Below are 24,562 nucleotides of genomic sequence, written 5' to 3' on the forward strand. Positions count from 1 at the left end.
GGTCTTCCCGACGGGATGGATCACTCCGAAACGGCGCGGATCGCGGCCGGCAGCGGGGCGCTGTGGCCGGTCTGCGTGTCCATCCACACCACCACCACGTTGCCATCGGAATACAGCACGCTGTCGTCCTTGGCCGACACGATGCGGTGGCCGATGGTGACGCTGCTGGTGCCCAGCCGGTCCACGTACAGTTCCACCACCACGTCGTTCGGCCAGGTCAGCGGGCGCTTGTAGTTGATGTTGTTGGCGGCCACGACCGGGGCGATGCGGTCGGTCATCGACACGTCCGGCACGGTCAGCATCCAGCGCACGCGCGCTTCCTCCAGGTACGAGATGTACTTGGCGTTGTTGACGTGGCCCATGCTGTCCATGTCGCGCCAGCGCACGCTGATCGGGATCTTCGCCAGCAGCTTGCGGTTGGCGTTGGCATCGGGGGACGGACTCATCGGGCGGCCTTCTTCTTCGTGGTCTTGGTGGTCTTGCTGGCGGACTTGCGCGGCGGCAGCACGTCGGGCTTGGCGACCGCCGCCGGCTTGCTGGGCTTGGGCGTTTTCGACGCCGGCAGCAGCTTGGCCAGGAAGCGGCCGGTGTGCGAACCCGGATGCGCGGCGATCTCTTCCGGCGTGCCGGTGGCGAGGATCTGCCCGCCGCGATGGCCGCCCTCAGGCCCCAGGTCCACCACCCAGTCGGCGGTCTTGATGACGTCCAGGTTGTGCTCGATCACCACGATGGTGTTGCCTTCGTCGCGCAGCTTGTGCAGCACGGCCAGCAGGTGCTCGATGTCGTGGAAGTGCAGGCCGGTGGTCGGCTCGTCCAGGATGTACAGCGTGCGGCCGGTGTCGCGGCGCGAAAGCTCCTTCGACAGCTTCACGCGCTGCGCTTCGCCGCCGGACAGCGTGGTCGCGCTCTGGCCCAGCTTGATGTAGCTCAGGCCCACGTCCATCAGCGTTTCCAGCTTGCGCGCGATCGACGGCACCGGCTCGAACAGCACCAGCGCATCCTCGACCGTCATTTCCAGCACGTCGTTGATGTTGTAGCCCTTGTAGAGGATTTCCAGCGTCTCGCGGTTGTAGCGCTTGCCGTGGCAGACGTCGCAGGGCACGTACACGTCGGGCAGGAAGTGCATCTCCACCTTGATCATGCCGTCGCCCTGGCAGGCCTCGCAGCGGCCGCCGCGCACGTTGAAGCTGAAGCGGCCCGGCGAATAGCCGCGCGCGCGCGACTCCGGCACCTGCGCGTACAACTCGCGCAACGGCGTGAACAGGCCGGTGTAGGTCGCCGGGTTGGAGCGCGGCGTGCGTCCGATCGGCGACTGGTCGATGTCCACCACCTTGTCGAACAGGTCCAGGCCGGTCACCTCGCGGTACGGCGCCGGCTTGTGCGAGGCGCCGTTGATCTCGTTGGCGGCCAGCGAATACAGCGTGTCGTTGATCAGCGTGGACTTGCCCGAACCGGAGACGCCGGTGATGCAGGTGAACAGGCCGGACGGAATGTCCAGGTCCACGTCCTTCAGATTGTTGCCGGTGGCGCCGCGCAGGTGCAGCGTCATCTTCGGATTGGCCTTGTGGCGCGCCTTCGGCACTTCGATCCGGCGCTTGCCCGACAGGTACTGGCCGGTCAGCGAACGCGGCGACTTCAGCAGGTCGTCCAGCGTGCCCTGGCCGACGATCTCGCCGCCGTGCACGCCCGCGCCGGGGCCGATGTCGAGCACGTAGTCCGCCATGCGGATGGCGTCCTCGTCGTGTTCCACCACGATGACAGTGTTGCCCAGGTCGCGCAGGCGCGTCAGCGTGCCCAGCAGGCGCTCGTTGTCGCGCTGGTGCAGGCCGATGCTGGGTTCGTCCAGCACGTACATCACGCCGACCAGGCCGGCGCCGATCTGCGAGGCCAGGCGGATGCGCTGCGCCTCGCCGCCGGACAGCGTGTCGGCCTTTCGTTCCAGGGTCAGGTAATCCAGACCCACGTCGACCAGGAAGCCCAGGCGCTCGGCGATCTCCTTGACGATCTTGCCGGCGATCTCGCCGCGCCAGCCGGGCAGGTTCAGCGAGCGGAAGAACGCCAGCGCCTCGTCCACGGGCAGCACCACCAGCGACGGCAGCGGCCGGTCGGCGACGAACACGTTGCGCGCGGACTTGTTGAGGCGCGCGCCTTCGCAATCGGGGCAGGGGCGGTCGCTGATGTACTTGGCCAGTTCCTCGCGCACCGCCGGCGACTCGGTCTCGCGATAGCGGCGCTCCAGGTTGGGCACGATGCCCTCGAAGCGGTGCTTGCGCTGCGTGCGCCCGCCCGACTCGGTGAGATAGGTGAAGGTGATGACCTCCTCGCCGCTGCCGTACAGCACGGCCTGCCGGACCTTCTCCGGCAGCGATTGCCACGGCGCGTCGGTGTCGAACTGGTAGTGCTTGGCCAGCGAGGCGATCAACTGGAAGTAGTACGCATTGCGGCGGTCCCAGCCGCGCACGGCGCCGGCCGCCAGCGACAGTTCCGGATGCACGACCACGCGCCCCGGGTCGAAGAACTGCGCCACGCCCAGGCCGTCGCAGGTGGGGCAGGCGCCGACCGGCGAGTTGAACGAGAACAGGCGCGGTTCCAGCTCCGGCAGGGAGTAGTCGCAGACCGGGCAGGAATACTTGGACGAGAACAGCAGCGGCGCGGCCTGGGCATCGTCCAGCGACTGCACCGAGGCCATGCCGTCGCCCAGCTTCAGCGCGGTCTCGAAGCTCTCTGCCAGGCGTTGCTTGATCTCCTCGCGCGGCTTGAAGCGGTCGATCACCGCCTCGATGGTGTGCTTCTGGCGCAAGGCCAGCGGCGGTACCGCGTCGATCTCGTGCAGCTCGCCGTCCACGCGCACGCGCACGAAGCCCTGCGCGCGCAACTGGTCGAACACCTGCGCATGCTCGCCCTTGCGCTCGCGGATCACCGGCGCCAGCAGCATGTAGCGCTGTTCGCCGTCCAGCGCCAGCACCTGGTCGACCATCTGGCTGACCGTCTGCGCTTCCAGCGGATAGCCGTGGTCCGGGCAGCGCGGCGTGCCGACGCGGGCGTACAGCAGGCGTAGGTAGTCGTAGATCTCGGTGATGGTGCCGACCGTGGAGCGCGGGTTGTGCGAGGTCGATTTCTGCTCGATCGAGATCGCCGGCGACAGGCCTTCGATGTGGTCCACGTCGGGCTTTTCCATCACCGACAGGAACTGCCGCGCGTAGGCCGACAGCGATTCCACGTAGCGGCGCTGGCCTTCGGCGTAGATGGTGTCGAACGCCAGCGACGACTTGCCGGAGCCGGACAGGCCGGTGATCACGATCAGCTTGTCGCGCGGCAGGTCGAGATCGATGTTCTTGAGGTTGTGCGTTCGTGCGCCGCGAATGCGGATGAAATCCATAGCCATCGGGTGGGGGATCCGGAAAGCGAACAAGGAAGCGTAGCGGTCTGCTGAAGTGGGGGCAAATCAGCCGGTCACCAGTGGAGCAGGGGCATGCGGGTGGGCGGCGGCTCAGGTCCAGGGCGGGGCTGGTCGAAACATCGGGCCCTTCCGGTCGCGGCACCATGGAGGGCAGGCCGCTTCGGTTGGCGCGGCCCCGTACCCATGATCAGCGCAGCGGCAGTCGGTATCTAAGTAACTGATTTGTATAGCGGCCCCCCGGTTTGCGTCCGGGCGGCCATGCCGCCCGGCTCCGCAGCTTGCAGGGCCAAAGAGGGCGGGAACGGTCCGCAATGCGTATCCGCCGCGGACCGCGCCGGGCCAGACTAGGGGTCCGGTTGACCCTAACCGTATGAATCCACTACAATTCCGCTTCTGTCCGCCCTTGATGGCGCGGCAGGCATAAAATAACTACAGAACCGAGGTATCCACATGTACGCAGTCGTAGTCACCGGCGGTAAGCAGTACCGCGTGATGAAGGGCGAGACGCTCCGCGTCGAGAAGCTCGAGGCCGAAGCCGGCAACGAGGTCACCTTCGACAATGTCCTGATGCTGGGCGATGGCGAAACCATCAGCCTGGGCGACGCCCTGAAGGGCGCCAGCGTCACCGCCAAGGTCGTCGGCCATGGCCGCGCCGACAAGGTGCGCATCATCAAGTTCCGCCGCCGCAAGCACCACATGAAGCGCCAGGGTCACCGGCAGCATTACACCGAAATCGAAATCACCGGCATCAACAAGTAAGGAGAAGCAGTCATGGCACATAAAAAGGGCGTAGGCTCATCGCGCAACGGCCGCGACTCCAACCCGAAGATGCTGGGCGTCAAGGTCTATGGCGGCCAGGCGATCGACGCCGGCAACATCATCATCCGCCAGCGCGGCACCCAGTTCCATCCGGGTCCGGGCGTAGGCCTGGGCCGCGACCACACGCTGTTCGCGCTGGTCGACGGCAAGGTCGAGTTCTCGGTCAAGGGCGCCAAGAAGCGCCGTACCGTGAGCGTGGTGAACGAGGCGTAAGCCGTCGCGTCCACGCCGCACACCGGAAAGCCCCGCTTCGGCGGGGTTTTTCGTTTGAGGGCCGGAATTGGGGATTCGTGATTCGGGATTCGCAAAGGCGGGTCTCCCGGCGAAATGACCCATTCCGCGCGCCCGCAGGGGGAAGCGGTTACGCTTTCCAACGAATCTCCAATCCCGAATCCCCAATCCCATGAAGCTGGTCGACGAAGCAGAAATCCAGGTCAGCGCCGGCAACGGCGGCAACGGTTGCGTGGGCTTCCGCCGCGAGAAGTTCATCCCGCTGGGCGGGCCGGACGGCGGCGACGGCGGCAACGGCGGCAGCGTCTGGCTGCAGGCCGACGAGAACCTCAATACCCTGGTCGATTTCCGTCACCAGACCCAGTTCCGCGCCCAGCGCGGCGAGAACGGCATGGGCCGGCAGATGTACGGCAAGGCGGGCGACGACCTGACCATCACCGTGCCGGTGGGCACCGTGGTGACCAACGTCAGTACGGACGAAGTCATCGGCGACCTGACCCGGCACGGCGATCGCCTGCTGGTGGCCAAGGGCGGCAAGGGTGGCCTGGGCAACATGCATTTCAAGAGCTCGGTGACCCGCGCGCCGCGCAAGGCCACGCCGGGCGAAGAGGGTGAGGAGCGCCTGCTGAAGCTGGAGCTGAAGCTGCTGGCCGACGTGGGCCTGCTGGGCTTCCCCAATGCCGGCAAGAGCACCTTCATCCGGGCCGTCTCGGCGGCGACGCCGAAGGTGGCGGATTACCCGTTCACCACGCTGTATCCCAACCTGGGCGTGGTCAGCGTGGAAGCGCACCGCAGCTTCGTGATCGCCGACATTCCCGGTTTGATCGAGGGCGCCGCCGACGGCGCCGGCCTGGGCGCCACCTTCCTGCGCCACCTGCAGCGCACCCGCCTGCTGCTGCACCTGGTGGACATGGCGCCGATGGAAGGCGGGGTGGAAGGCATCGACCCGGTGGAGCAGGTGCGCGCCATCGAGCGTGAACTGGAAAAGCACGACCCCGAACTGCTGCAGAAGCCGCGCTGGCTGGTGCTCAACAAGGCCGACCTGATGTTCGAGGACGAGGCCAGCGAGCGCGCCGAGCAGATCATCGCCAGCCTGGGCTGGACCCAGCCGTGGTACCAGGTCTCGGCGATTTCCCGCGAGGGCACCTGGCCGATCATGAAGGACGTGATGGCCTTCTTCGACCGCCAGCGCGAGGATGCCGAAGAGGCGGCGCGCAATGCGGGCTGAGGCCGTGTGTTTCCACCACCCCCGCGATCTGTCCCCTCCCCCGTTTACGGGGGAGGACTGGGGTGGGGGCGAGCCGGCGCCGAGAAGGTTCAGCCTGCTTGTGAAGCGTCGAGTGAAGCGGGATCGCCGCGTTCGATTCGATACGCCTACGGGAAGCGCGAAGGCTCCGGCTTACCCCCACCCCAACCCTCCCCCGCAAGCGGGGGAGGGGGTCGAATCCCGGGCAACAAAAAACCCGGCCGAAGCCGGGTTTGTTTGTTTTCCCGTGCAAACCGGCCGGTCAGGCGGCCTGGAGGGCCTTGATGCGGGCGGTCAGGCGGCTCTTGTGGCGGGCAGCCTTGTTCTTGTGGATCAGGCCGCGCGAGCTGAAACGGTCCAGGATGGGCTGGGCCACGGCGAAGGCTGCCTGGGCGCCAGCGGGGTCGTTGGCGTCCAGCGCCTTCAGCACTTTCTTGACGGCGGTGCGCAGCATCGAACGCTGACCGGCGTTGCGCGCATTGCGCACCACGGTCTGCTTGGCGCGCTTCTTGGCGGACTTGATATTGGCCACGTTGGGTTCCTGAAAGCTGGGATAATGGGGTTGCGGGAAAATAGACAAAAAAGTATGGACTATTCAGAGGCTTGCGTCAACCTGGGCCAGCCGGCCCAGGCGGGGTCCCGATGAGCGGCAATCGCCTGCTGCGTTCCACCGCCATTTTCAGCTCGATGACTTTCCTGTCCCGGGTCTCCGGGCTGGTGCGGGACCAGATCTACGCCATCGTTTTCGGCGCCAATCCGGCCATGGACGTGTTCATCGCCGCCTTCCGCATCCCCAATTTCATGCGCAGGCTGTCGGCCGAGGGTTCGTTCTCGATGGCCTTCGTGCCGGTGCTGGCCGAATACAAGGAAAAGCACGGTCCGCAGGCGGTCCGCGAACTGGTGGACCGGGTGACCGGCACGTTGATGGCCGGCCTGGTGGCGATCACGGCGCTGGTGCTGGCCCTGGCGCCGTGGCTGACCCAGGCCATCGCCCCCGGCTTCGCCCCGGACGGCGAGAAGCATGCGCTCTTCATCGAGATGCTGCGGATCACCTTCCCGTACGCGCTGTTCATTTCGCTGGCCTCGCTGGCCGGCGGCATCCTGAACAGCTATCAGCGCTTCGCCATCCCCGCGCTGTCGCCGGTGCTGCTGAACCTGGCGATGATCTCGGCGGCGCTGGCCGCGCGGGAGTGGTTCGGTGGTTCGGTCAAGGTGCTGGCATGGGGCGTGTTCGCCGCGGGCATCCTGCAACTGGCCTTCCAGTTGCCGGCCCTGGCCAGGCTGGGACTGCTGCCGCGCCCGCGCCTGGATTTCGCCCATGCCGGCGTGCGCAGGATCCTGACGCTGATGGTGCCGACGCTGTTCGGCTCGTCGGTGGTGCAGTTCAACCTGCTCTTCAACACCATGGCGGCCTCGTTCCTGATCGGCGGCAGCATGACGTGGCTGTACTACAGCGACCGCCTGCTGGAGTTCCCGCTGGGCATGTTCGGCGTGGCGATCGGCACGGTGATCCTGCCGCACTTGTCCAGCCGGCACGCCGCCACCGATCCGGACGGGTATTCGAAGGGGCTGGACTGGGGGTTCCGGCTGTGCCTGCTGATCGGCATCCCGGCCTGCCTGGGCTTGATCCTGAGTGCCGAACCCCTGTTCGCGACGCTGTTCCAGTACGGCAACCTGTCGGCAGAAGACACGCGCATGATCAGCTGGAGCCTGATGGCCCAGTCCACGGCGGTGCCGGCCTTCCTGCTGGTGAAGGTGCTGGCGCCGGCGTTCTACTCGCGACAGGACACGCGCACGCCGGTGAAGGCGGCCGTGGTCTCGGTGCTGGTCAATATCGCCGCCACGGTGCTGCTCTTCGCCGCGCTGCTGACGCTGACCGGGACCGGACAGGCGGCCTTGACCAAGGCCGGCGGCGACTACCTGGGCGCGCTGGCGCATGTCCCGGGCGCCCATGCGCTGCTTGCCCTGGCCATCGCGGTGGCGGGCTGGGTCAATGCCCTGCAACTGGCCTGGCTGCTGCGCAAGGCCGGCGTATACCGCCGGCAGCCGGGCTGGGCGCGCTTCCTGCGCCAGATCGGCGTGGCGAGCGTGGCGATGGCGCTGGTGGTGCTGGCGTTCCGGCTGGCCTGGCCAGCGTGGTCCGACTGGGCCTGGTGGGAGCGCGGCTGGCGGTTGGCGGTGATGGTGGGGGCGGGCGGAGCGGTCTATGGCGGACTGCTGTGGGTGCAGGGCATCCGGCCGCGTGACCTGCGTGGGCATTGAGACGGGGAAGGGCCGGCTATACTTCAAGGCTTCACCGTTTCCGCACCGGCCGGGCCGCTTTCCCCCGGCCACTCCACCCAGGTATCCATGAGCAGGCTGTTCCGTGACGTCGATGGCGGGCTTTTGTGTCCGCACGGTAGCGTGGTCTGCATCGGCGCCTTCGATGGCCTGCACTCGGGCCACCGCGCGCTGGTGCGGCGGGCCGTGGCGCGCGCGCGCCAGAGGGGCGTCGAAGCCGTCGTGCTGAGCTTCGAGCCCTTGCCGCGCGAATTCTTCGCCCGCGACAACCCGCCGCCGCGGCTGACCCTGGCGCGCGCGAAGGTGGAAGGGCTGCTGGAACTGGGCGCCGACCGCGTCGGCCTGCTGCGCTTCGATGCGCGCCTGTCGGCGATGAGTGCGGAGGATTTCGTCCGCACCTTGCTGGTGGGCCGCTTGGCCGCGCAGGAAATCTGGATCGGCCCGGAGTTCCGCTTCGGTCATCGCCGTGGCGGCGACCTGGCGCTGTTGCAGGCGATGGGCGGCGAGCTGGGCTTCAGCGCGAATGAGATCGAGCCGGTGCAGGTGCTGGGCGAGCGCGTCTCCAGCACGCGCATCCGCGAGGCGTTGCGTGCCGGCGACTTCGGCGATGCCGCGCGCCTGCTCGGCCGGCCGTACGCCATCGGTGGCCGCGTGGTGCGCGGCAAGCAGCTCGGCCGCACGCTGGGCTTTCCGACGGCCAACCTGCGTTTTCCGAAGACGCCGGCGCTGTCCGGCATCTACGCCACCTGGGTGCACGGCGTGGCCGATCACCCGTGGCCGTCGGTGTCCAGCTTCGGCACCCGTCCCACCGTGGACGGCGTGGAGCCGCTGCTGGAAGCCCACCTGTTCGATTTCGCCGGCGACCTGTACGGGCGCCACATCGAAGTCGAATTCGTCGCCAAGCTGCGCGACGAACTGAAATTCCCCGATTTGCCCAGCCTGACCGTGCAGATGCACCGCGACGCGGACGACGCGCGCAGGCTGCTTTCCGAACAAGCCAACCGCCATCCAGCAGGACGAGCCACCGCGTGAGCCAGGACTACAAAGCCACCCTCCACCTGCCGGCGACGGATTTCCCGATGCGCGGCGACCTGCCCAAGCGCGAGCCGGACACGCTGGCGCGCTGGGAGAGCGAAGGGCTGTACGCGCAACTGCGCGCCAACGCCCAGGGCCGCCCGCTGTTCGTGCTGCACGACGGTCCGCCGTACGCCAACGGCGCGATCCACCTGGGCCACGCGGTCAACAAGATCCTCAAGGACATCATCGTCAAGTCGAAGTACCTGGCCGGCTTCGATGCGCCCTACATCCCGGGCTGGGACTGCCACGGCCTGCCCATCGAGATCGCCATCGAGAAGAAGTACGGCAAGGTCGGCGTGAAGCTGGATGCGGTGGAATTCCGGCAGAAGTGCCGCGAGTACGCCGAATCGCAGATCGACATCCAGCGCAAGGACTTCAAGCGCCTGGGCGTGATCGGCGACTGGGACAACCCGTACAAGACGCTGGATTTCCGCTTCGAGGCCAACGAGATCCGCGCGCTGGCCAAGATTGTCGACAACGGCCACCTGACCCGCGGCGTGAAGCCGGTGCACTGGTGCTTCGATTGCGGCTCGGCACTGGCCGAGGCCGAGATCGAGTACGCCGACAAGGTCTCGCCGGCGGTGGACGTGGCCTACGCCGCGCGCGATGCGCGAGCGGTGGGCGAGGCGTTCGGGGTGGAAGTTCCTGCCGATGTCGAGATCGCCGTGCCGATCTGGACCACCACGCCGTGGACGCTGCCCGCGTCGCTCGCCGTGTCGCTGGGTCCGGATCTGGAGTACGCGCTGGTCGAAGGTCCCGCGCATGACGGCAAGCGCCGCTGGCTGGTGCTGGCCGACGCGCTGGCCGCGCGCGCGCTGCAACGCTATGGCGTGACCGATGCCGTCGTGCACGCACGCGCGCAGGGCGCAGCGTTGGAGGGCCTGCTGCTCGCGCACCCGTTCTACGACGAGCGCGACATCCCGGTGATCCTGGGCGACCACGTGTCGGCCGAGGAAGGCACCGGCGCCGTGCACACCGCGCCCGGCCACGGCCAGGAGGACTACGTGGTGGGCAAGCAGTACGGCCTGCTCGACAAGTACACCGCCGCGCAGATCAATCCCGTCGATGGACGCGGCGTCTACCTGCCTTCCACGCCGGCCGCGCATGGCGTGGAACTGGCGGGCCTGCATATCTGGAAGGCCAACGACGTCATCGTCGACGTGCTGCGCGCCAGCGGCGCGCTGCTGGCCTTCAGCAAGCTGGAACACAGTTATCCGCACTGCTGGCGCCACAAGACGCCCATCGCGTTCCGCGCCACGCCGCAGTGGTTCATCTCGATGGAGCAGGCCAACCTGCGCGGCGATACGCTGGCCGCCATCGACAAGGTGACGTGGTACCCGGAGTGGGGCAAGGCCCGCATCGCTGGCATGGTGGATGGCCGCCCGGACTGGACCATCTCGCGCCAGCGCACCTGGGGCGTGCCGATCGCGCTGTTCGTGCACCGCGAGACCGGCGAGCCGCATCCGCGCAGCACCGAGCTGATGCGCGCGGTGGCCGACAGGGTGGAGCAGGGCGGCGTGGACGTCTGGTACACGCTGGACGCCGCCGAGTTGCTGGGCGCCGAAGCCGCCGACTACGAAAAGATCACCGACATCCTGGACGTCTGGTTCGACTCCGGCATCACCCATGAAACGGTGCTGCTGGAACGCGGCCTCGGCAAGCCGGCCGACCTGTACCTGGAAGGCTCGGACCAGCACCGCGGCTGGTTCCAGTCCTCGCTGCTGACCGGCGTGGCCATCGACAAGGCGGCGCCGTACAGGCAATGCCTGACCCACGGTTTCACCGTGGACGAGCACGGCCGCAAGATGTCCAAGTCGCTGGGCAACGGCATCGAGCCGCAGGACATCATGAAGACGCTGGGCGCGGACATCCTGCGCCTGTGGATCGCCTCGGCCGACTACAGCAACGAGATGTCGCTATCGCAGGAAATCCTGAAGCGCAACGCCGACGCCTACCGCCGCCTGCGCAACACGGCGCGCTTCCTGCTGAGCAACCTGAATGGTTTCGACCCGGCGCGCGACCTGTGCGCCGTGGACGACATGGTGGCGCTGGACCGATGGATCGTGCACCGCGCCTACGAGGTGCAGGAGAAGATCAAGGCCGCCTACGAGCGCTACGACTTCGCCGAGATCGTGCAGGCGTTGCTGAACTTCTGCAGCGTGGACCTGGGTTCGCTGTATCTGGACGTCACCAAGGACCGCCTGTACACGATGCGCGAGGATTCGCGCGGCCGCCGCAGCGCGCAGAGCGCGATGTACCGCATCGCCGAGGCGTTCGTGCGCTGGGTGGCGCCGGTGCTGTCCTTCACCGCCGACGAGATGTGGAAGTACCTGCCGGGCGAGCACGTGGGCAACGTGCTGTTCGCCACCTGGTACGACGGCCTGGCGCCGCTGCCGGAAGACGCCGCGTTGTCCGCGGCCGATTTCGACCAGTTGCTGGCGCTGCGCGAGCAGGTCGCCAAGGTGCTGGAGCCGATGCGCGCCAACGGCCTGATCGGCGCGGCGCTGGAAGCGGAGATCGCAGTCTCGGTGAACGCCGCGACGGCGGCCAAGTGGCAGCCGCTGGCCGAGGAATTGCGCTTCCTGTTCATCAGCGGCGACGTGACCGTGTCCGAAGTCGATGCCGACGAAGTGTTCGTGCTGGCGCAACCGACCACCAAGACCAAGTGCGTGCGCTGCTGGCACCATCGCGCCGATGTGGGTGTGAATCCCACCCATCCCGAACTTTGCGGACGTTGCGTGGACAACATCGACGGCGCCGGCGAAGACCGGCGGTGGTTCTGATGTTTCTTCCCCGCTGGCTTTTTGTAGGAGCGCCACATGACGGGACGTCCCAAACCCAACGCCCTGCTCTGGCTGCTGCTGTCGGTGGCCGTCATCGCGCTGGATCAGTGGTCCAAGGCGTGGGTGCTGTCCTCGCTGCCCGAATACACCGCCATCCCGGTGATCGAGGGCTTCTGGAACTGGTACCGCACCTACAACACCGGCGCGGCGTTCAGCTTTCTGGCCGACGCCGGCGGCTGGCAGATCTGGTTCTTCAGCACGCTGGCGGTGGGCATCGGTGGTTTGCTGGCGTTCTGGCTGTCGCGCACGGCGCGCAACGACTGGCGGCAGGCGCTGCCGTATTCGCTGGTCATCGGCGGCGCGCTGGGCAATGTCATCGACCGCCTGGTGCACGGTCACGTGGTGGATTTCATCCAGTGGCACTGGCGCGACCATTACTGGCCGGCGTTCAACATCGCCGACTGCGCGGTGGTGGGCGGGGCCATCGGCATCGCGCTGTTCGGGCTTTTCGACGGGAAGAAGAAGCCAGCCTGACGTGGGTGGGCCCTGGCCCACCGTCGCGCTGCACCGCATTCCCCGTCATCCCGGCGTTTTGACCGAACCGACGTACCGCGCCTCCGTCATCCCGGCGAAGGCCGGGACCCAGCGACGTGTGTACGGGCACCGTGGCCAGGGAACGAAAGGCTCTGGGTCCCGGCCTTCGCCGGGATGACGAGGGCATCGTGGCGGTCCGCCCTCACCCCATCCCTCTCCCGCAGGCGGGAGAGGGTGCATTGCGGCTCCGGCTCCGGCAACTGATTCATCCTTTCACTCCACCGCCTTCGGTAGAATTGGTTCCATGGACGTCCTGCTAGCCAATCCCCGTGGTTTCTGCGCCGGCGTCGACCGCGCCATCGAGATCGTCAAGCGCGCCATCGAGACGCTGGGCGCGCCGATCTACGTGCGTCACGAGGTGGTGCACAACCGCTTCGTCGTGGACGACCTGAAGCAACGCGGTGCCGTTTTCGTTGAAGAACTGGACGAGGTGCCGGATGGCGCCACGGTCATCTTCAGCGCGCACGGCGTTTCGCAGTCGGTGCGCAAGGAAGCTGACCGCCGCGGCCTGAAGGTGTTCGACGCCACCTGCCCGCTGGTGACCAAGGTGCACCTGGAAGTGGCCCGTCACTGTCGCGCCGGCCGCGACGTGGTGCTGATCGGCCACGCCGGCCACCCCGAGGTGGAAGGCACGATGGGCCAGTGGAACGCCGAGGGTGGAGCAGGGAACATCTACCTGGTGGAGGACATCGACGATGTCGCCACGCTGGAAGTCGGCCAGCCCGGCAACCTGTTCTACACCACCCAGACCACGCTGTCGGTGGACGACACGGTGGGCATCATCCAGGCATTGCAGGTTCGGTTCCCGCAGATCCAGGGGCCGAAGAACGACGATATCTGCTACGCCACGCAGAACCGCCAGGACGCGGTGCGCGACCTGGCCCGGGAATGCGACCTGGTGCTGGTGGTGGGTTCGCCCAACAGCTCCAACTCCAACCGCCTGCGCGAACTGGCCGAGCGCGACGGCGTGGAGTCCTACCTGATCGACGGCGCGCACGAGATCGACCCTGCCTGGATCGATGGCAAGCAGCGCATCGGTGTGACCGCCGGCGCATCGGCGCCGGACGTACTGATCGAGGGCGTCCTCCAGCGCCTGCGCGAACTGGGCGCGGGCGCCATCAGCGAACTGGACGGCGAGCCGGAGAACATGGTCTTCGCCCTGCCCAAGGAACTGCGGTTGCACTTGGTCGGCTGAGCCGGTTCAGTCGCCGATGGCGACCTTTCCAGACGCAGCGATATCAAGAACCTGTAAGTGGGCGCAAGAGTCGCCTACAACGCAGCCAGCAAGAACGATCGTGATCGTGACGCCGCGAGTCGCTTTGAGGGCTAGGTCGTACGAACGATGGGGCGGCACCGCCTAACGTTCGAGGTAATCGGCGCGTCGTTCACTCGATCCAACCAACCTGCCGACGCCACAGGAGTCCTGCGGCCTGCTTTGTCGCGTGTTCCTCCGGCGAAGGGCATGGATCGGCTTGCGCTCTGGCAATAACGACGGCGATGGGTGGCAAACCTGCGTCCTTACGCCAAGCATCGACTTGCGCTGAGTCCTCCAGTTCATGCACTTCCGGCCCCTCCGGTCGCAGGTCGACCTGCGTTCCGAAGCGCTGCGGCTTGCCCTCGAAGACGCGAATCCGATCATCAATGTAGGCGAACTGCCACCTGGGAACACGCCCAAGAAAGCTGGCTTCATCAAGAAGGGTCCGACAATGGCGCATGAAGTCCGGTTCGCCAATGGAGTGCTGGGCGACAAGCCAAGCTGCTTCCGCGCCTTCGGGCCCAACAAGTTCTTCGTCCGGCCATCCGTGCTCTTGGATCACGGAGCGAAGTTCCTGTGCGCTGACTCGGTGGACTTCTTCCATCCGAGGATGGTAGCCCTCGAACAGCGAGCCATCGGCGGCAAGCTCGGTGCGAACTTGCTCGTCACGAGCGCGCATGGCCAGGAGTTGTGTTCGGACGGTGCTGAGCATGCAGATGGTGGTTTCCGATGCCGAACGCCTGAATCAGACCGCGCCGTGGAGCGGCTTCGGCTTGAATGAATTGTCAGGGGGTATTGGCCCGCAACGCCAACCCCTCCGCTCTTGTGGCTGAGTACATGTTCAGCAATATGAGCGTTACGAGATCTCGCGGTTCCAAGCTTGCCGGGGCAAAGTCCTGCTTGTCCATCATGACCTTGTACGACTCCTTCAATACCGTACGATGCCAATCAGAAAGAGAGTTATACAGATCCAGTGCCCGCTGCCTGGAAATGCTCGCATCGAGCTTGTGCGCGAACTCATTGCGCAAAGTACCTAACTTGATAAGGACATCACGCGTATCTTTGGGAAGTCCACAAGCGTATGCGAGCTCGACTTTTGTGCGGTAAGAGAATTTCTGCCAGTCGCAACGATCGGCAAATGGCAGAACTGCACCGGCAATCTCCATGAGCTGGTGCTCGATGTGCAAGTGGCCTCGAAGCACCAAGCCAACGTCGTCCTCTCGCATCATGTCACGATATAGAAGTTGGTCGTCCGCAGGACTCACAATTGCCTCTTGATACCTGGATTAAGCCTATTTGCGAAGCAAGTTCGGCTGGGATGAATTGTTAGGGAGCGTCACGAGCTGCCTCCCGCGAGGAGTGGCTGATTGGCACGGAACCAATCACTGGCCTCTGGATCCCATGGCCAGATACCCGTGGTGCTAGGCCAGATGAGCTGAAGTGCCTCAAAGTTTGGCCCTTGATGTAGCCAAGTAGCGGATCGCATGTACTCGCCCTTGTGCTCTCGTGCCACCGGGCCGAACTGCACGGCGAAGCCCTCCAAGAACCCTAGGTATAGAACACCAGGCACAAAGCTTTCCCCCGCTCTTACCCTGCGGTTGTACTCATTAACGAGCCAGTGGCTTATCTCTGGCTTGAGGCCCACAACAATGAGCTCAGGCGCCATTGCGGTTTTGGCGATGCCAATGGAGTACGAGAACGGCGGCTCATTGCCGTCTGGGTCGAACACAGAGGTGACGCTACAACCATGCGTCTCGATGTGCTTATGTATGTTGCGCTCGTATTCTTCCATTAGCGCCCTAACTACATATAGACCCCGAATCCGGGGTGTTGCGCCGTATGGTTAAGCGGGGCGAGGAGGCGCGTCAAGAAAAATCCTGCGTGTATTCAAAGCGCTGCCTGGCCCTTGATGGAGAGTGACACGGATGGGCGTGCTTGCAGTCGAGGGCGTATGAGTTACGCCTCCGGAATGGAGGGTGTAACAAGCAATCACGCGTCCCCCCCATATCCCGAACCGGCCCGCCTCATGCGTCCGCGAATTGACCGGACCCGCCCGGCCCCCTAGAATTTGCAGCCCCGCCGGAATAGCTCAGTTGGTAGAGCGGCGCATTCGTAATGCGTAGGTCGTAGGTTCGATTCCTATTTCCGGCACCAGTTGTGACAAAGCCCCGCTTCGGCGGGGCTTTGTTTTGGGCGCGTCTCGCCACCGGAGACGCGGGGCCGATACAGTAGCGGCCTTCCTGTTGGAACCGGATGCCCGTGGCCAAGACCTCCTCCAAAGCCCGTACCGCCTTCGTCTGCGCCGAATGCGGGGCGGACCACAGCAAGTGGCAGGGCCAGTGCGCCGAGTGCGGGGCATGGAATTCGCTCAGCGAAATCGTGCTGGAACCCGCTTCCGCCGCCGCCCCGGCCGCCCGCCGCAGCGGCTGGGCGGGCAAGGCGGAGGCGCCCCGGATCACCGCGCTGAAGGACGTGCGCCACAGCGAGGAGGCGCGCGTCACCACCGGCATCGGCGAATTCGACCGCGTGCTGGGCGGCGGCCTGGTCGAGGGCGCCGTGGTGCTGGTCGGCGGCGACCCCGGCATCGGCAAGTCCACCCTGCTGTTGCAGGCGGTGGCGAAGATGGCGGCGAACTTCCCCGCGCTGTACGTCACCGGCGAGGAATCGCTGGCGCAGGTGGCCGGACGCGCCGTCCGGCTGGATCTGCCGCTGGACAACCTGCAAGCGCTGGCCGAGACCGGCGTGGAGACCATCCTGCAACACGCCTCCGTCGCGCGCCCCAAGCTGATCGTTGCCGACTCCGTGCAGACCCTGTGGACCGAATCGCTGACCGCGGCGCCCGGGTCGGTCAGCCAGGTACGCGAGAGCGCCGCGCGGCTGGTGCGCTACGCCAAGGAGACCGGCACCGCCGTGTTCCTGGTCGGGCATGTGACCAAGGAGGGCGGCATCGCCGGCCCGCGCGTGCTGGAGCACATGGTCGACGCGGTGCTGTACTTCGAGGGCGAAAGCGGCAGCCGCTTCCGCGTGCTGCGCGCCTTCAAGAATCGCTTCGGCGCGGTCAACGAGCTGGGCGTGTTCGCGATGGGCGAGAAGGGCCTGAAGGAAGTGCCCAATCCGTCCGCGATCTTCCTGTCCGGCGGCAGCACGCAGCAGCCGGGCAGTTGCGTGCTGGTCACCCGCGAGGGCACGCGGCCGTTGATGGTGGAAGTGCAGGCGCTGGTGGATTCATCGCCGCTGTCCAATCCGCGCCGCGTGGCGGTCGGGCTGGAACAGAACCGCCTGGCGATGCTGCTGGCGGTGCTGCACCGGCATGGCGGCGTGGTGGTGGGCGACCAGGACGTGTTCGTGAATGTCGTGGGCGGCATCCGCGTGCAGGAAACCGCCGCCGACCTGCCGGTGCTGCTGGCCGTGCTGTCCTCGCTGCGCGACCGTCCGTTGGCCGACAAGACCATCGCTTTCGGCGAAGTGGGCCTGTCCGGCGAGATCCGCCCGGTACCCAACGGCGAGGAGCGCCTGCGCGAAGCCGCCACGCACGGCTTCAAGCGCGCCATCGTGCCCAAGGGCAACGCGCCCAAGTCGGGCGCGTTCAAGGGGCTGGAAGTCGTCGCGGTGGAGCGCCTGTCGCAGGCGCTGGAAGCGGCGGGCTAGGGCGGGCCGCCGATCATCTTGCTTGCGTTGTGGGAGCGACGTAAGTCGCGACGGAGTACCGGTAAAGCTTCATCGCGACTTACGTCGCTCCCACAAGAAGCACTCCTCCCAATGAAAGAAAGTCCATGGAGGGTCTTGGCCTGGACTAGAGCCGCATGCCCAGCCAGATCACCGCTTCGGTCGATGCGCGTACCACGGGCGTTATCAGCGCGGGCCAGAAATCGCCGGCGCGCATCAGGCGTTCGCCGTGCCGGTGATGTTCGCGCTCGTCGGCGATGATGTCGGACACAGCCGCGCAGGCGTCCGGATCCAGGTGGCGCAGTCGTTCCACCTGGGCTTCCAGGTGCCCGAGCACCACGTCCTCGACGGCATGGGTGGTGGCCGCGATGGCGCTTCTGCCCAACAGCGCGGTAACCAACCCCAGGACATAGCCGCCCAGGCCGCATAGCGGATAACTGCGGCACCGCCTCACTCCGCGTGCCTGGAGGCGTTCCTCGAACAACGCGCGATGACGCATTTCATGGGCCATGAATTCCCGCAGCGTGGCGGTCAGTCGTGGGGCGGTGAACCGGGAAACGAGTATCTGGGTGCGGTAGATGTTGACCGCCCCGTGCTCGCCCGCATGGTCGACCTTCAGGATGCGGTCGCCCAGCGATGGGCTCATCCTCGCCGCAGCACCAGTTCGACCACGAACTTGCTGCCGAAGAACGCCAGCAGCAGCAGCGCCATCGCCGCCAGCGTCCAGCGCACGGCCTTGCCGCCGCGCCAGCCGTGGCGCCAGCGGCCGAACAGCAGCGCGCCGAAGGCCAGCCACGACAGCACGCTGAGCACGGTCTTGTGCGCCAGCCGCTGGGCGAAGAAGTCCTGCACGAACAGCGCGCCGGTCAGCAGCGTGACGGTCAGCAGCAGGAAGCCCACCAGGATCGTGCGGAACAGCAGTTCCTCCAGTTCCGTGAGCGGCGGCAGCGCCCGCAACCAGACATGGAACTCGCGGCGGCGCAGGGCGCGCTCTTGCGCCCACAGCATGACCGCCAGCAATGCGGCGATCGCCAGCGTGGCGTAGGCCAGCAGCGCCATCCAGGCGTGCAGTTGCACGCGCCAGTCGAGTCCGTCGCTGGGCTTGTGGCCGTTCAGGTGGTAGGTCAGCAGCAGGGCCGCGGCCAGCGGGAACGCGATCACCCCCAGCGCGGCCATCCGTCCCTGCGCGCCGACCAGCGTGGTCATGCCGGCCATGCCCAGCGTCACCAGCGACAGCGCGGCGAAGAAATGCATGTCCGGGCCGCCGGCGGTGCGCCAGGCGACCAGCAGGTGGTAGACGCCGTGCAGCAGTACCGCGCCCAGCGCCGGCCAGAACCACTGGCGCTGGCCTTCCACCTTGTCCTGGACCACCGAACGGACCAGCAGGGCGGTGGCCAGCAGATAAAGCGCAACGGCGATGAGAACGATTGTCATCGGCAGAGTGTCGCATAGCCGGGCCACCGGTAGGAGCGCCCCATGGGCGCGAGCTCTTGGGCAGGCACCACGAAGAACTCGCGCCCATGGGGCGCTCCTTCGGATGGGAGGGCGGGCGGCTATAATCCGGCTCCGCTTTCCTTTCGTGCCGCTTTCCCATGTTCGAATCCCTCACCCAGCGTCTTTCCGGCACCGTCGAGCGCCTGCGCGGTCGTGGCCGCCTGAGCGAGGAGAACATCCGCGAGGCCACCCGCGAGGTCCGCATCGCGCTGCTGGAGGCCGACGTGGCGCTGCCGGTGGTGCAGGCGCTGATCGAACGCATCAAGGTGCGCGCGGTGGGCCAGGAAGTGCTGAAGAGCCTGACCCCGGGCCAGGCGCTGATCAAGATCGTCCGCGACGAACTGACCGCGGTGATGGGATCGCAGGCCAGCGACCTGAACCTCAACGTGCCCGCGCCCGCCGTCATCCTGATGGCCGGCCTGCAGGGCGCCGGCAAGACCACCACCGCCGGCAAGCTGGCCAAGCACCTGCGCGAGAAGCGCAAGAAGAAGGTCATGGTGGTCAGCGCCGACGTGTACCGCCCGGCCGCCATCGAGCAGTTGAAGACGCTCGCCCAGCAGGTGGACGTGCTGTTCTTCCCGTCCGATGCGGGGCAGAAGCCCGAAGCCATCGTGCGCGCCGCCATCGACGATGCACGCAAGTCCTTCGTCGACGTGCTGATCGTCGATACCGCCGGCCGCCTGGCGATCGACGAAGCGATGATGGCCGAGATCAAGGCGCTGCACGCCGCGGTCGCGCCGGTGGAAACGCTGTTCGTCGTCGATGCGATGACCGGCCAGGACGCCGCCAACACCGCCAAGGCCTTCAACGAGGCGCTGCCGTTGACCGGCGTGGTGCTGACCAAGACCGACGGCGATGCGCGCGGCGGCGCGGCGCTGTCGGTGCGCTACATCACCGGTAAGCCGATCAAGTTCATCGGCGTGGGCGAGAAGCCCGATGGCCTGGACGTGTTCCACCCCGAGCGCGTGGCCAATCGCATCCTGGACATGGGCGACGTGCTGTCGCTGGTGGAGCAGGTCGAGCAGAACGTGGACCGCGAGAAGGCCGAGAAGCTGGCCGCCAAGGTCATCAAGGGCAAGAAGTTCGACCTCAACGACATGCGCGACCAGTTGGAGCAGATGCAGAACATGGGCGGCATCGGCGGCCTGATGGACAAGCTGCCGGGCATGGGCCAGATCCCCGAGCACGTGAAACAGCAGGTGCAGCAGGGCAAGGAAGTGCCGCGCATGATCGCCATCATCGGCAGCATGACCAAGAAGGAGCGCCGCAACCCGGCGCTGCTCAACGGTTCGCGCCGCGCCCGCATCGCGCGCGGTTCCGGCACCACGCCGGCCGACGTCAACAAGTTGATGAAGCAGTACCAGCAGATGGAAAAGATGATGGGCAAGCTGGCCGGCGGCGGCATGAAGGGCCTGATGCGCGGCATGAAGGGCATGATGGGCGCCCGCGGCGGCATGCCGTTCCGTTGAGCGTCGTCCCTGTAGGAGCGACGTGAGTCGCGACCGCGCGGCCAGAATGACGGTGGAAAAGGATCGTTCGCCATCCGGACGCGCTGCGGCGCGCTTGAAATCGTGCATCCTGAATTGCCATCGGGGCGCGGTCGCGACTTACGTCGCTCCTACAGGTGGAATCCGGAGTCGGTTGCATGCCCATGGCCTTCCTCAACGGTGAACCCGCCACCGCGGACGACCTCCGCGCGCTGGCGCTGGGCAACTACGGCCACTTCACCTCGATGCAGGTGCGCGGCGGCGCGGTGCAGGGCCTGGACCTGCACCTGCGGCGATTGCGGGCGGCCACGCGGGAACTGTTCGGCACGGAACTCGATACCGTCGATGTCCAGCGACAAGCGCACGCCGCGCTGCAACGCGCGGGACTGTCCGATGCCTCGCTGCGGCTGACCGTGTTCTCGCGGCAGTTCGATTATCGCGACGCGGGCCGGGACGTGGCGACGGACCTGCTGGTGTCGCTGTCGCCCGCGGCCACCCAGGCCAAGCCGGCGCTGCGGGTGAAGTCGTACGATTTCGTCCGCCCGCTGCCGCATATCAAGCATGTCGGCACGTTCCAGCTGTTCCACTACCGCCGCCGCGCGCTGGCGGACGGGTTCGACGATGCGCTCTTCGTGGGGCCCGATGGCGCGATGGTCGAGGGCTCGATCTGGAACCTGGGGCTCTGGGACGGCGAACGGGTCGTGTGGCCGGACGGGCCGGCGCTGCGCGGGGTCTGCGAGCAATTGCTGCAGGCCGGCCTGGAAGCGTCGGGTGTGCCGCAACAGGTACGTCGGGTGGCGCTGGGCGAGGCAGGGGACTTCCCTGCCGCCTTCGCCTGCAATGCCAGCGGGATCCAGCCGGTCACGGCCATCGACGGTGTCGCACTGGACGCTGATACGGCCCTGATGGCGCGCCTGCAGGTGGCGCTGGACCGGCAGCCCTGGCAACCATTGGCGTGAACCGGCCGGAGAGTGCCCGGCGGCAGGGCAGGGGGTGGGTTTTCCTGCCGCTTTCAATGGCTTAGAATAACCGGCTTACCTCGCCATTCTGGCGACTGGGCAACACTGGAAAACACCATGGTCAAGATCCGTCTCACCCGCGGCGGCGCCAAGAAGCGCCCCTTCTACCACATCATCGTCACCGACTCGCGCAGCGCGCGCGACGGCCGCAACATCGAGCGCGTGGGTTACTACAACCCGGTCGCCGCCGGCAACGAAAAGCGCATCGAACTCGATGTCGCCCGCGTCGATCATTGGGTCGGCAACGGTGCGCAGCTGACCGAAAAGGTCCGCAGCCTGTACAAGGAAGTGTCCAAGTCCGCCCCGGCGGCCTGAGTGACGCGGCCGCGCGGATCGCGCGGCCTTCCGTTCGCATGAGCACCGAGCGCCCACCGACCCCGCAGAAAATGATTCTGCTGGGAAGGCTTCTGGGCGCTTTTGGTGTGCGCGGCCAGATCAAGATCGAATCCTGGACCGAGCCGCGCGAGGCCATCTTCCGCTACCAGCCGTGGACGCTGCGCGACGCCAACGGCGGCGAGCGCGAATTCTCCGGCGCGCGCGGCAAGGCCTCCGGCAAGCACCTGGTGGCCACGCTGCCGGGCGTGGAAGACCGCGACGAAGTGGAAGCCATGCGCGGGCTGGAAATCCTGGTCCCGCGTTCGGCGTTGCCGCCGCCCAGCCCGGGCGAGTTCTACTGGGTCGATCTGGAAGGCCTGCGCGTGGTCAACGCCGACGGCACCGATTTCGGCACCGTCTCGCATCTGTTCTCCACCGGCGCCAACGACGTGCTGGTGGCGCGCGGCGACCGCGAGCGGTTGATTCCCTTTGTCGAGCCCGAGTTCGTCCGCAGCGTCGATTTCGACGCCGGGCTGATCACGGTCGATTGGGATCCAGAGTTCTGAGCGCAACCGGTCCAAGGCGCCGCGGCCCGTGTGGCGGGTATGCTGTGGATTCCGAATCCCGAATCTCCAATTCCGCCGCTCGATGCGCATCGACGTACTGACCCTGTTCCCCGAATTCATCGCCCAGGCCGCGGCCGTGGGCGTGGTCGGGCGCGCGCAGGAGCGGGGACTGCTGGCGCTGCAGGGCTGGAATCCGCGCGACTACGCGGTGGGCGGTTATCGCCGGGTGGACGACCGCCCGTTTGGTGGCGGGCCCGGCATGGTGATGATGATCGAGCCCCTGCAGGCTTGCCTGGCGGCGGCGCGCGCGGCCGATCCGGCGCCGGCGCCGGTGATCTACCTGAGCCCGCAGGGACGGCCGCTGACGCAGAAACTCGTCCGCGAACTGGCCACGCAGCCGCGCCTGATCCTGCTGTGCGGCCGCTACGAAGGCGTGGACGAGCGTTTCCTGGCCGCCGAGGTGGACCAGGAAATCTCCATCGGCGATTACGTGCTGAGCGGCGGCGAGCTGGCCGCGGCGGTGGTCATCGACGCGGTGGCCCGGCTGCAGGACGGGGCGCTGAACGACGCGGACTCGGCCGTTCAGGACAGTTTCGAGGGCGACGGCCTGCTGGACTGCCCGCACTACACCCACCCCAGCACTCACCCGCTGGGCGAGGTGCCGGCGGTATTGCGCTCCGGCGACCATGCCGCCATCGCCCGCTGGCGCCGGCAGCAGTCGCTGGGCCGCACTTGGCTGCGCCGGCCCGACCTGCTGGACGAAACCCGCCTGTCCAAGGCCGACCGGGCCCTGCTGGAGGCCTTCCGCCAGGAGCGGGGTGGGCCGGAGAAGGGCGAGCCGGGCCAGCCCTAGCCACGCGGGGCCGGAATCGGCTAGAATGCGCGACCCTTGGGCGGTTCACGCCCGGGACCCCATAACAATATCGTGCAGCGCAATCCGGCGACTGCATCAGTTTCCGTTGTCGAACGACACGACCACGCCTACAAGTATCGGTGCCAACATGAGCAAGCTCCTCCAGGAATTCGAAGCCTCCCAGATCCAGCGCGAGCTGCCCGCGTTCGGCCCCGGCGACACCGTCGTCGTCAACGTCAAGGTGAAGGAAGGCAACCGCGAACGCGTGCAGGCGTACGAGGGCGTGGTCATCGCCAAGAAGAACGCCGGCCTGAACTCCGCCTTCACCGTGCGCAAGATCTCGCACGGCTACGGCGTGGAGCGCGTGTTCCAGACCCACAGCGCCACCATCGACTCGGTCGAAGTGAAGCGCCGCGGCAAGGTCCGCGCCGGCAAGCTGTACTACCTGCGCGACCTGGAAGGCAAGGCCGCCCGCATCAAGGAAGACCTGGCCGCCAACGCCGCCGCCAAGCAGGCCCGCCTGGCCGCTGCCGCTTCCGCCGAATAAACAGCGCCTTAAGCGTTGTCCGGACGGCCGCCTTCGGGTGGCCGTTCGCGTTTCCGGCTTCGCGATTTGGCGGCAGACTGTCGTGGAAGCTCCTGCGGAGAAAAGGTCATGCGGAGGCATCCACGCTACTGGCCGGCGATGGCGATGGCGATGGCGATGTGCATGGGATTGACGGCCTGCGCGAGCGATGCGGGCATCGCTTCGCACGATCCGCACCCGGCCACGCCTTTTCCCTGGTGTACGGATGAGGCGCGCGCTGCCGCCTCGCAGCCCATGCCGCGCGACGCCACCCAGGAACAGCAGCAGGCCGTGCGCGACTACCATGTCTCCAAGGCCTGCCAACGCGCCCTGCGGACCGAGGCCGAGGTCCGCATTCCGCTTTCGCCGCCGAAACCGCGACCGTAGAACCCCCTTTCAGGATTCCATGACCGAAACCACGCCAGCCTCCGCTTCCGTCCGGCTCGATGTCTGGCTGTGGGCGGCGCGCTTCTTCAGGACCCGCAGCCTCGCCAAGCAGGCGGTGGAAACGGGCAAGATCGAGATCGACGGCCAGCGCGCCAAGCCGTCGCGCGCCGTGCGCGTGGGCGATGCGCTGGCGATCGCTAGGGGCGAGGAGCGCTTCGAGATCGACGTGCTGGAACTCAGCGAGCAGCGCGGTCCCGCCGCGGCGGCGCAGAAACTCTATGTCGAATCGGAAGCGTCGAAACTCAGGCGCGAGGCCGCATCGGCGGCACGGCGCGCCGAACGCGCCGGCTACCAGGCGCCGCAATCGCGTCCGGACAAGCGTGCGCGGCGGCTGATCCGTGCGCTGGGCGACATCGACGCTCTTTGATCCCGATCGGGACCGGGCCACCCGGTACAGGCGAAATAGAGCGACATCCGGATTCGGTGCGGGAATCCTTTTCCGCTTGCGGGGAGAAGAGCATCGCG

Annotated in this window: 25 protein-coding genes and 1 tRNA gene; 18 read left to right on the plus strand and 8 right to left on the minus strand. The window is 66.8% G+C overall.

What is annotated here, in order from left to right:
* Positions 1–20: 20 nt before the first annotated feature.
* Both AAD027_RS06050 and uvrA read right to left on the minus strand, forming a co-directional pair.
* Positions 21–446: an acyl-CoA thioesterase gene (locus AAD027_RS06050; RefSeq protein ID WP_341725116.1), complete on the minus strand. Its 426-nt coding sequence runs from the start codon at positions 444–446 to the stop codon at positions 21–23.
* The gene (gene uvrA / locus AAD027_RS06055; protein WP_341725117.1) at positions 443–3,385 is read right to left on the minus strand and encodes an excinuclease ABC subunit UvrA; all 2,943 of its coding nucleotides are present in this window, start codon (positions 3,383–3,385) and stop codon (positions 443–445) included. The genes AAD027_RS06050 and uvrA overlap by 4 nt, the downstream gene beginning before the upstream one ends.
* A 465-nt stretch (positions 3,386–3,850) precedes the next feature.
* On the opposite strand from uvrA, the gene rplU reads away from it, so the two are divergent.
* From rplU to cgtA, 3 genes are all read left to right on the plus strand, one after another.
* Complete coding sequence (gene rplU, locus AAD027_RS06060) at positions 3,851–4,159, plus strand: 50S ribosomal protein L21 (protein ID WP_341725118.1); 309 nt, start codon at positions 3,851–3,853, stop codon at positions 4,157–4,159.
* A 12-nt stretch (positions 4,160–4,171) separates the two neighbouring features.
* Positions 4,172–4,432 carry a 50S ribosomal protein L27 gene (gene rpmA, locus AAD027_RS06065; protein WP_341725119.1) on the plus strand — a complete coding sequence of 87 codons (261 nt, stop codon included), beginning with the start codon at positions 4,172–4,174 and terminating at the stop codon, positions 4,430–4,432.
* Positions 4,433–4,622: 190 nt separating this feature from the next.
* Positions 4,623–5,678, plus strand: coding sequence for an Obg family GTPase CgtA (cgtA, locus tag AAD027_RS06070; RefSeq protein WP_341725120.1), 1,056 nt, complete (start codon positions 4,623–4,625; stop codon positions 5,676–5,678).
* Between the two features lie 280 nt (positions 5,679–5,958).
* On the opposite strand, the gene rpsT is transcribed toward cgtA, so the two are convergent.
* The gene (gene rpsT / locus AAD027_RS06075; RefSeq protein WP_341725121.1) at positions 5,959–6,228 is read right to left on the minus strand and encodes a 30S ribosomal protein S20; all 270 of its coding nucleotides are present in this window, start codon (positions 6,226–6,228) and stop codon (positions 5,959–5,961) included.
* Between the two features lie 110 nt (positions 6,229–6,338).
* On the opposite strand from rpsT, the gene murJ reads away from it, so the two are divergent.
* The 5 genes from murJ (at position 6,339) to ispH (ending at position 13,625) form a co-directional block, all read left to right on the plus strand.
* Entirely contained in the window at positions 6,339–7,958 is a 1,620-nt protein-coding gene (murJ, locus tag AAD027_RS06080) for a murein biosynthesis integral membrane protein MurJ (protein WP_341725122.1), read from the plus strand.
* Positions 7,959–8,045: 87 nt separating this feature from the next.
* Positions 8,046–9,008: a bifunctional riboflavin kinase/FAD synthetase gene (locus AAD027_RS06085; RefSeq protein WP_341725123.1), complete on the plus strand. Its 963-nt coding sequence runs from the start codon at positions 8,046–8,048 to the stop codon at positions 9,006–9,008.
* The gene (ileS, locus tag AAD027_RS06090; RefSeq protein ID WP_341725124.1) at positions 9,005–11,836 is read left to right on the plus strand and encodes an isoleucine--tRNA ligase; all 2,832 of its coding nucleotides are present in this window, start codon (positions 9,005–9,007) and stop codon (positions 11,834–11,836) included. The genes AAD027_RS06085 and ileS overlap by 4 nt, the downstream gene beginning before the upstream one ends.
* Positions 11,837–11,872: 36 nt before the next feature.
* On the plus strand, positions 11,873–12,370 hold the full coding sequence (gene lspA / locus AAD027_RS06095) for a signal peptidase II (protein ID WP_341725125.1): 498 nt from the start codon (positions 11,873–11,875) through the stop codon (positions 12,368–12,370).
* A gap of 304 nt (positions 12,371–12,674) precedes the next feature.
* Positions 12,675–13,625 carry a 4-hydroxy-3-methylbut-2-enyl diphosphate reductase gene (ispH, locus tag AAD027_RS06100; protein WP_341725126.1) on the plus strand — a complete coding sequence of 317 codons (951 nt, stop codon included), beginning with the start codon at positions 12,675–12,677 and terminating at the stop codon, positions 13,623–13,625.
* Positions 13,626–13,815: 190 nt separating this feature from the next.
* Here ispH and AAD027_RS06105 read toward each other — a convergent pair whose 3' ends face one another.
* The 3 genes from AAD027_RS06105 to AAD027_RS06115 form a co-directional block, all read right to left on the minus strand.
* The gene (locus AAD027_RS06105; protein WP_341725127.1) at positions 13,816–14,397 is read right to left on the minus strand and encodes a DUF6624 domain-containing protein; all 582 of its coding nucleotides are present in this window, start codon (positions 14,395–14,397) and stop codon (positions 13,816–13,818) included.
* 73 nt (positions 14,398–14,470) lie between these two features.
* The gene (locus AAD027_RS06110) at positions 14,471–14,851 is read right to left on the minus strand and encodes a hypothetical protein (protein ID WP_341725128.1); all 381 of its coding nucleotides are present in this window, start codon (positions 14,849–14,851) and stop codon (positions 14,471–14,473) included.
* Positions 14,852–15,021: 170 nt separating this feature from the next.
* Positions 15,022–15,477 carry a DUF4262 domain-containing protein gene (locus tag AAD027_RS06115; protein WP_341725129.1) on the minus strand — a complete coding sequence of 152 codons (456 nt, stop codon included), beginning with the start codon at positions 15,475–15,477 and terminating at the stop codon, positions 15,022–15,024.
* Positions 15,478–15,763: 286 nt separating this feature from the next.
* On the opposite strand from AAD027_RS06115, the gene AAD027_RS06120 reads away from it, so the two are divergent.
* Together AAD027_RS06120 and radA are read left to right on the plus strand one after the other, a co-directional pair.
* Positions 15,764–15,839: transfer RNA gene (locus tag AAD027_RS06120), tRNA-Thr, on the plus strand.
* Positions 15,840–15,938: 99 nt separating this feature from the next.
* Positions 15,939–17,333 (plus strand): DNA repair protein RadA, encoded by a 1,395-nt coding sequence (gene radA / locus AAD027_RS06125; RefSeq protein ID WP_341725130.1) that lies wholly within the window; start codon positions 15,939–15,941, stop codon positions 17,331–17,333.
* Between the two features lie 145 nt (positions 17,334–17,478).
* On the opposite strand, the gene AAD027_RS06130 is transcribed toward radA, so the two are convergent.
* Both AAD027_RS06130 and AAD027_RS06135 read right to left on the minus strand, forming a co-directional pair.
* Positions 17,479–17,997, minus strand: a complete 519-nt coding sequence (locus AAD027_RS06130) for a demethoxyubiquinone hydroxylase family protein (RefSeq protein ID WP_341725131.1) — start codon at positions 17,995–17,997, stop codon at positions 17,479–17,481.
* Positions 17,994–18,785 carry a cytochrome C assembly family protein gene (locus AAD027_RS06135; protein ID WP_341725132.1) on the minus strand — a complete coding sequence of 264 codons (792 nt, stop codon included), beginning with the start codon at positions 18,783–18,785 and terminating at the stop codon, positions 17,994–17,996. The genes AAD027_RS06130 and AAD027_RS06135 overlap by 4 nt, the downstream gene beginning before the upstream one ends.
* Before the next feature lie 158 nt (positions 18,786–18,943).
* Between AAD027_RS06135 and ffh the strand changes: the two genes are divergently transcribed.
* The 8 genes from ffh (at position 18,944) to AAD027_RS06175 (ending at position 24,464) form a co-directional block, all read left to right on the plus strand.
* The gene (gene ffh, locus AAD027_RS06140; protein ID WP_341725133.1) at positions 18,944–20,314 is read left to right on the plus strand and encodes a signal recognition particle protein; all 1,371 of its coding nucleotides are present in this window, start codon (positions 18,944–18,946) and stop codon (positions 20,312–20,314) included.
* A gap of 176 nt (positions 20,315–20,490) precedes the next feature.
* Complete coding sequence (locus tag AAD027_RS06145) at positions 20,491–21,291, plus strand: aminotransferase class IV family protein (RefSeq protein WP_341725134.1); 801 nt, start codon at positions 20,491–20,493, stop codon at positions 21,289–21,291.
* 117 nt (positions 21,292–21,408) lie between these two features.
* Positions 21,409–21,666: a 30S ribosomal protein S16 gene (gene rpsP, locus AAD027_RS06150; protein WP_341725135.1), complete on the plus strand. Its 258-nt coding sequence runs from the start codon at positions 21,409–21,411 to the stop codon at positions 21,664–21,666.
* A gap of 38 nt (positions 21,667–21,704) precedes the next feature.
* Entirely contained in the window at positions 21,705–22,232 is a 528-nt protein-coding gene (gene rimM / locus AAD027_RS06155; protein ID WP_341725136.1) for a ribosome maturation factor RimM, read from the plus strand.
* A gap of 82 nt (positions 22,233–22,314) precedes the next feature.
* Positions 22,315–23,085 (plus strand): tRNA (guanosine(37)-N1)-methyltransferase TrmD, encoded by a 771-nt coding sequence (gene trmD, locus AAD027_RS06160; protein ID WP_425605402.1) that lies wholly within the window; start codon positions 22,315–22,317, stop codon positions 23,083–23,085.
* Between the two features lie 148 nt (positions 23,086–23,233).
* Entirely contained in the window at positions 23,234–23,632 is a 399-nt protein-coding gene (gene rplS, locus AAD027_RS06165; RefSeq protein WP_341725137.1) for a 50S ribosomal protein L19, read from the plus strand.
* A gap of 108 nt (positions 23,633–23,740) precedes the next feature.
* Positions 23,741–24,037: a hypothetical protein gene (locus AAD027_RS06170; RefSeq protein WP_341725138.1), complete on the plus strand. Its 297-nt coding sequence runs from the start codon at positions 23,741–23,743 to the stop codon at positions 24,035–24,037.
* 19 nt (positions 24,038–24,056) lie between these two features.
* Complete coding sequence (locus AAD027_RS06175; RefSeq protein WP_341725139.1) at positions 24,057–24,464, plus strand: RNA-binding S4 domain-containing protein; 408 nt, start codon at positions 24,057–24,059, stop codon at positions 24,462–24,464.
* Positions 24,465–24,562: the final 98 nt, after the last annotated feature.

It is taken from the genome of Pseudoxanthomonas putridarboris (assembly GCF_038321125.1).
In the GTDB taxonomy this organism is placed as follows: Bacteria; Pseudomonadota; Gammaproteobacteria; order Xanthomonadales; family Xanthomonadaceae; genus Pseudoxanthomonas_A; species Pseudoxanthomonas_A putridarboris.

Bases quoted from the DNA above. Each gene is read 5' to 3' on its own strand.
- AAD027_RS06135 (WP_341725132.1), bottom strand. From the start codon at position 18,785: ATGACAATCGTTCTCATCGCCGTTGCGCTTTATCTGCTGGCCACCGCC.
- AAD027_RS06175 (WP_341725139.1), top strand. From the start codon at position 24,057: ATGACCGAAACCACGCCAGCCTCCGCTTCCGTCCGGCTCGATGTCTGG.
- rplS (WP_341725137.1), top strand. From the start codon at position 23,234: ATGAGCAAGCTCCTCCAGGAATTCGAAGCCTCCCAGATCCAGCGCGAG.
- ffh (WP_341725133.1), top strand. From the start codon at position 18,944: ATGTTCGAATCCCTCACCCAGCGTCTTTCCGGCACCGTCGAGCGCCTG.
- AAD027_RS06085 (WP_341725123.1), top strand. From the start codon at position 8,046: ATGAGCAGGCTGTTCCGTGACGTCGATGGCGGGCTTTTGTGTCCGCAC.
- uvrA (WP_341725117.1), bottom strand. From the start codon at position 3,385: ATGGCTATGGATTTCATCCGCATTCGCGGCGCACGAACGCACAACCTC.
- AAD027_RS06050 (WP_341725116.1), bottom strand. From the start codon at position 446: ATGAGTCCGTCCCCCGATGCCAACGCCAACCGCAAGCTGCTGGCGAAG.
- rpsP (WP_341725135.1), top strand. From the start codon at position 21,409: ATGGTCAAGATCCGTCTCACCCGCGGCGGCGCCAAGAAGCGCCCCTTC.
- rpmA (WP_341725119.1), top strand. From the start codon at position 4,172: ATGGCACATAAAAAGGGCGTAGGCTCATCGCGCAACGGCCGCGACTCC.
- trmD (WP_425605402.1), top strand. From the start codon at position 22,315: ATGCGCATCGACGTACTGACCCTGTTCCCCGAATTCATCGCCCAGGCC.
- rimM (WP_341725136.1), top strand. From the start codon at position 21,705: ATGAGCACCGAGCGCCCACCGACCCCGCAGAAAATGATTCTGCTGGGA.
- AAD027_RS06170 (WP_341725138.1), top strand. From the start codon at position 23,741: ATGCGGAGGCATCCACGCTACTGGCCGGCGATGGCGATGGCGATGGCG.
- ispH (WP_341725126.1), top strand. From the start codon at position 12,675: ATGGACGTCCTGCTAGCCAATCCCCGTGGTTTCTGCGCCGGCGTCGAC.
- cgtA (WP_341725120.1), top strand. From the start codon at position 4,623: ATGAAGCTGGTCGACGAAGCAGAAATCCAGGTCAGCGCCGGCAACGGC.
- AAD027_RS06105 (WP_341725127.1), bottom strand. From the start codon at position 14,397: ATGCTCAGCACCGTCCGAACACAACTCCTGGCCATGCGCGCTCGTGAC.
- rplU (WP_341725118.1), top strand. From the start codon at position 3,851: ATGTACGCAGTCGTAGTCACCGGCGGTAAGCAGTACCGCGTGATGAAG.
- lspA (WP_341725125.1), top strand. From the start codon at position 11,873: ATGACGGGACGTCCCAAACCCAACGCCCTGCTCTGGCTGCTGCTGTCG.
- AAD027_RS06145 (WP_341725134.1), top strand. From the start codon at position 20,491: ATGCCCATGGCCTTCCTCAACGGTGAACCCGCCACCGCGGACGACCTC.
- murJ (WP_341725122.1), top strand. From the start codon at position 6,339: ATGAGCGGCAATCGCCTGCTGCGTTCCACCGCCATTTTCAGCTCGATG.
- radA (WP_341725130.1), top strand. From the start codon at position 15,939: ATGCCCGTGGCCAAGACCTCCTCCAAAGCCCGTACCGCCTTCGTCTGC.
- AAD027_RS06130 (WP_341725131.1), bottom strand. From the start codon at position 17,997: ATGAGCCCATCGCTGGGCGACCGCATCCTGAAGGTCGACCATGCGGGC.
- AAD027_RS06115 (WP_341725129.1), bottom strand. From the start codon at position 15,477: ATGGAAGAATACGAGCGCAACATACATAAGCACATCGAGACGCATGGT.
- AAD027_RS06110 (WP_341725128.1), bottom strand. From the start codon at position 14,851: ATGGAGATTGCCGGTGCAGTTCTGCCATTTGCCGATCGTTGCGACTGG.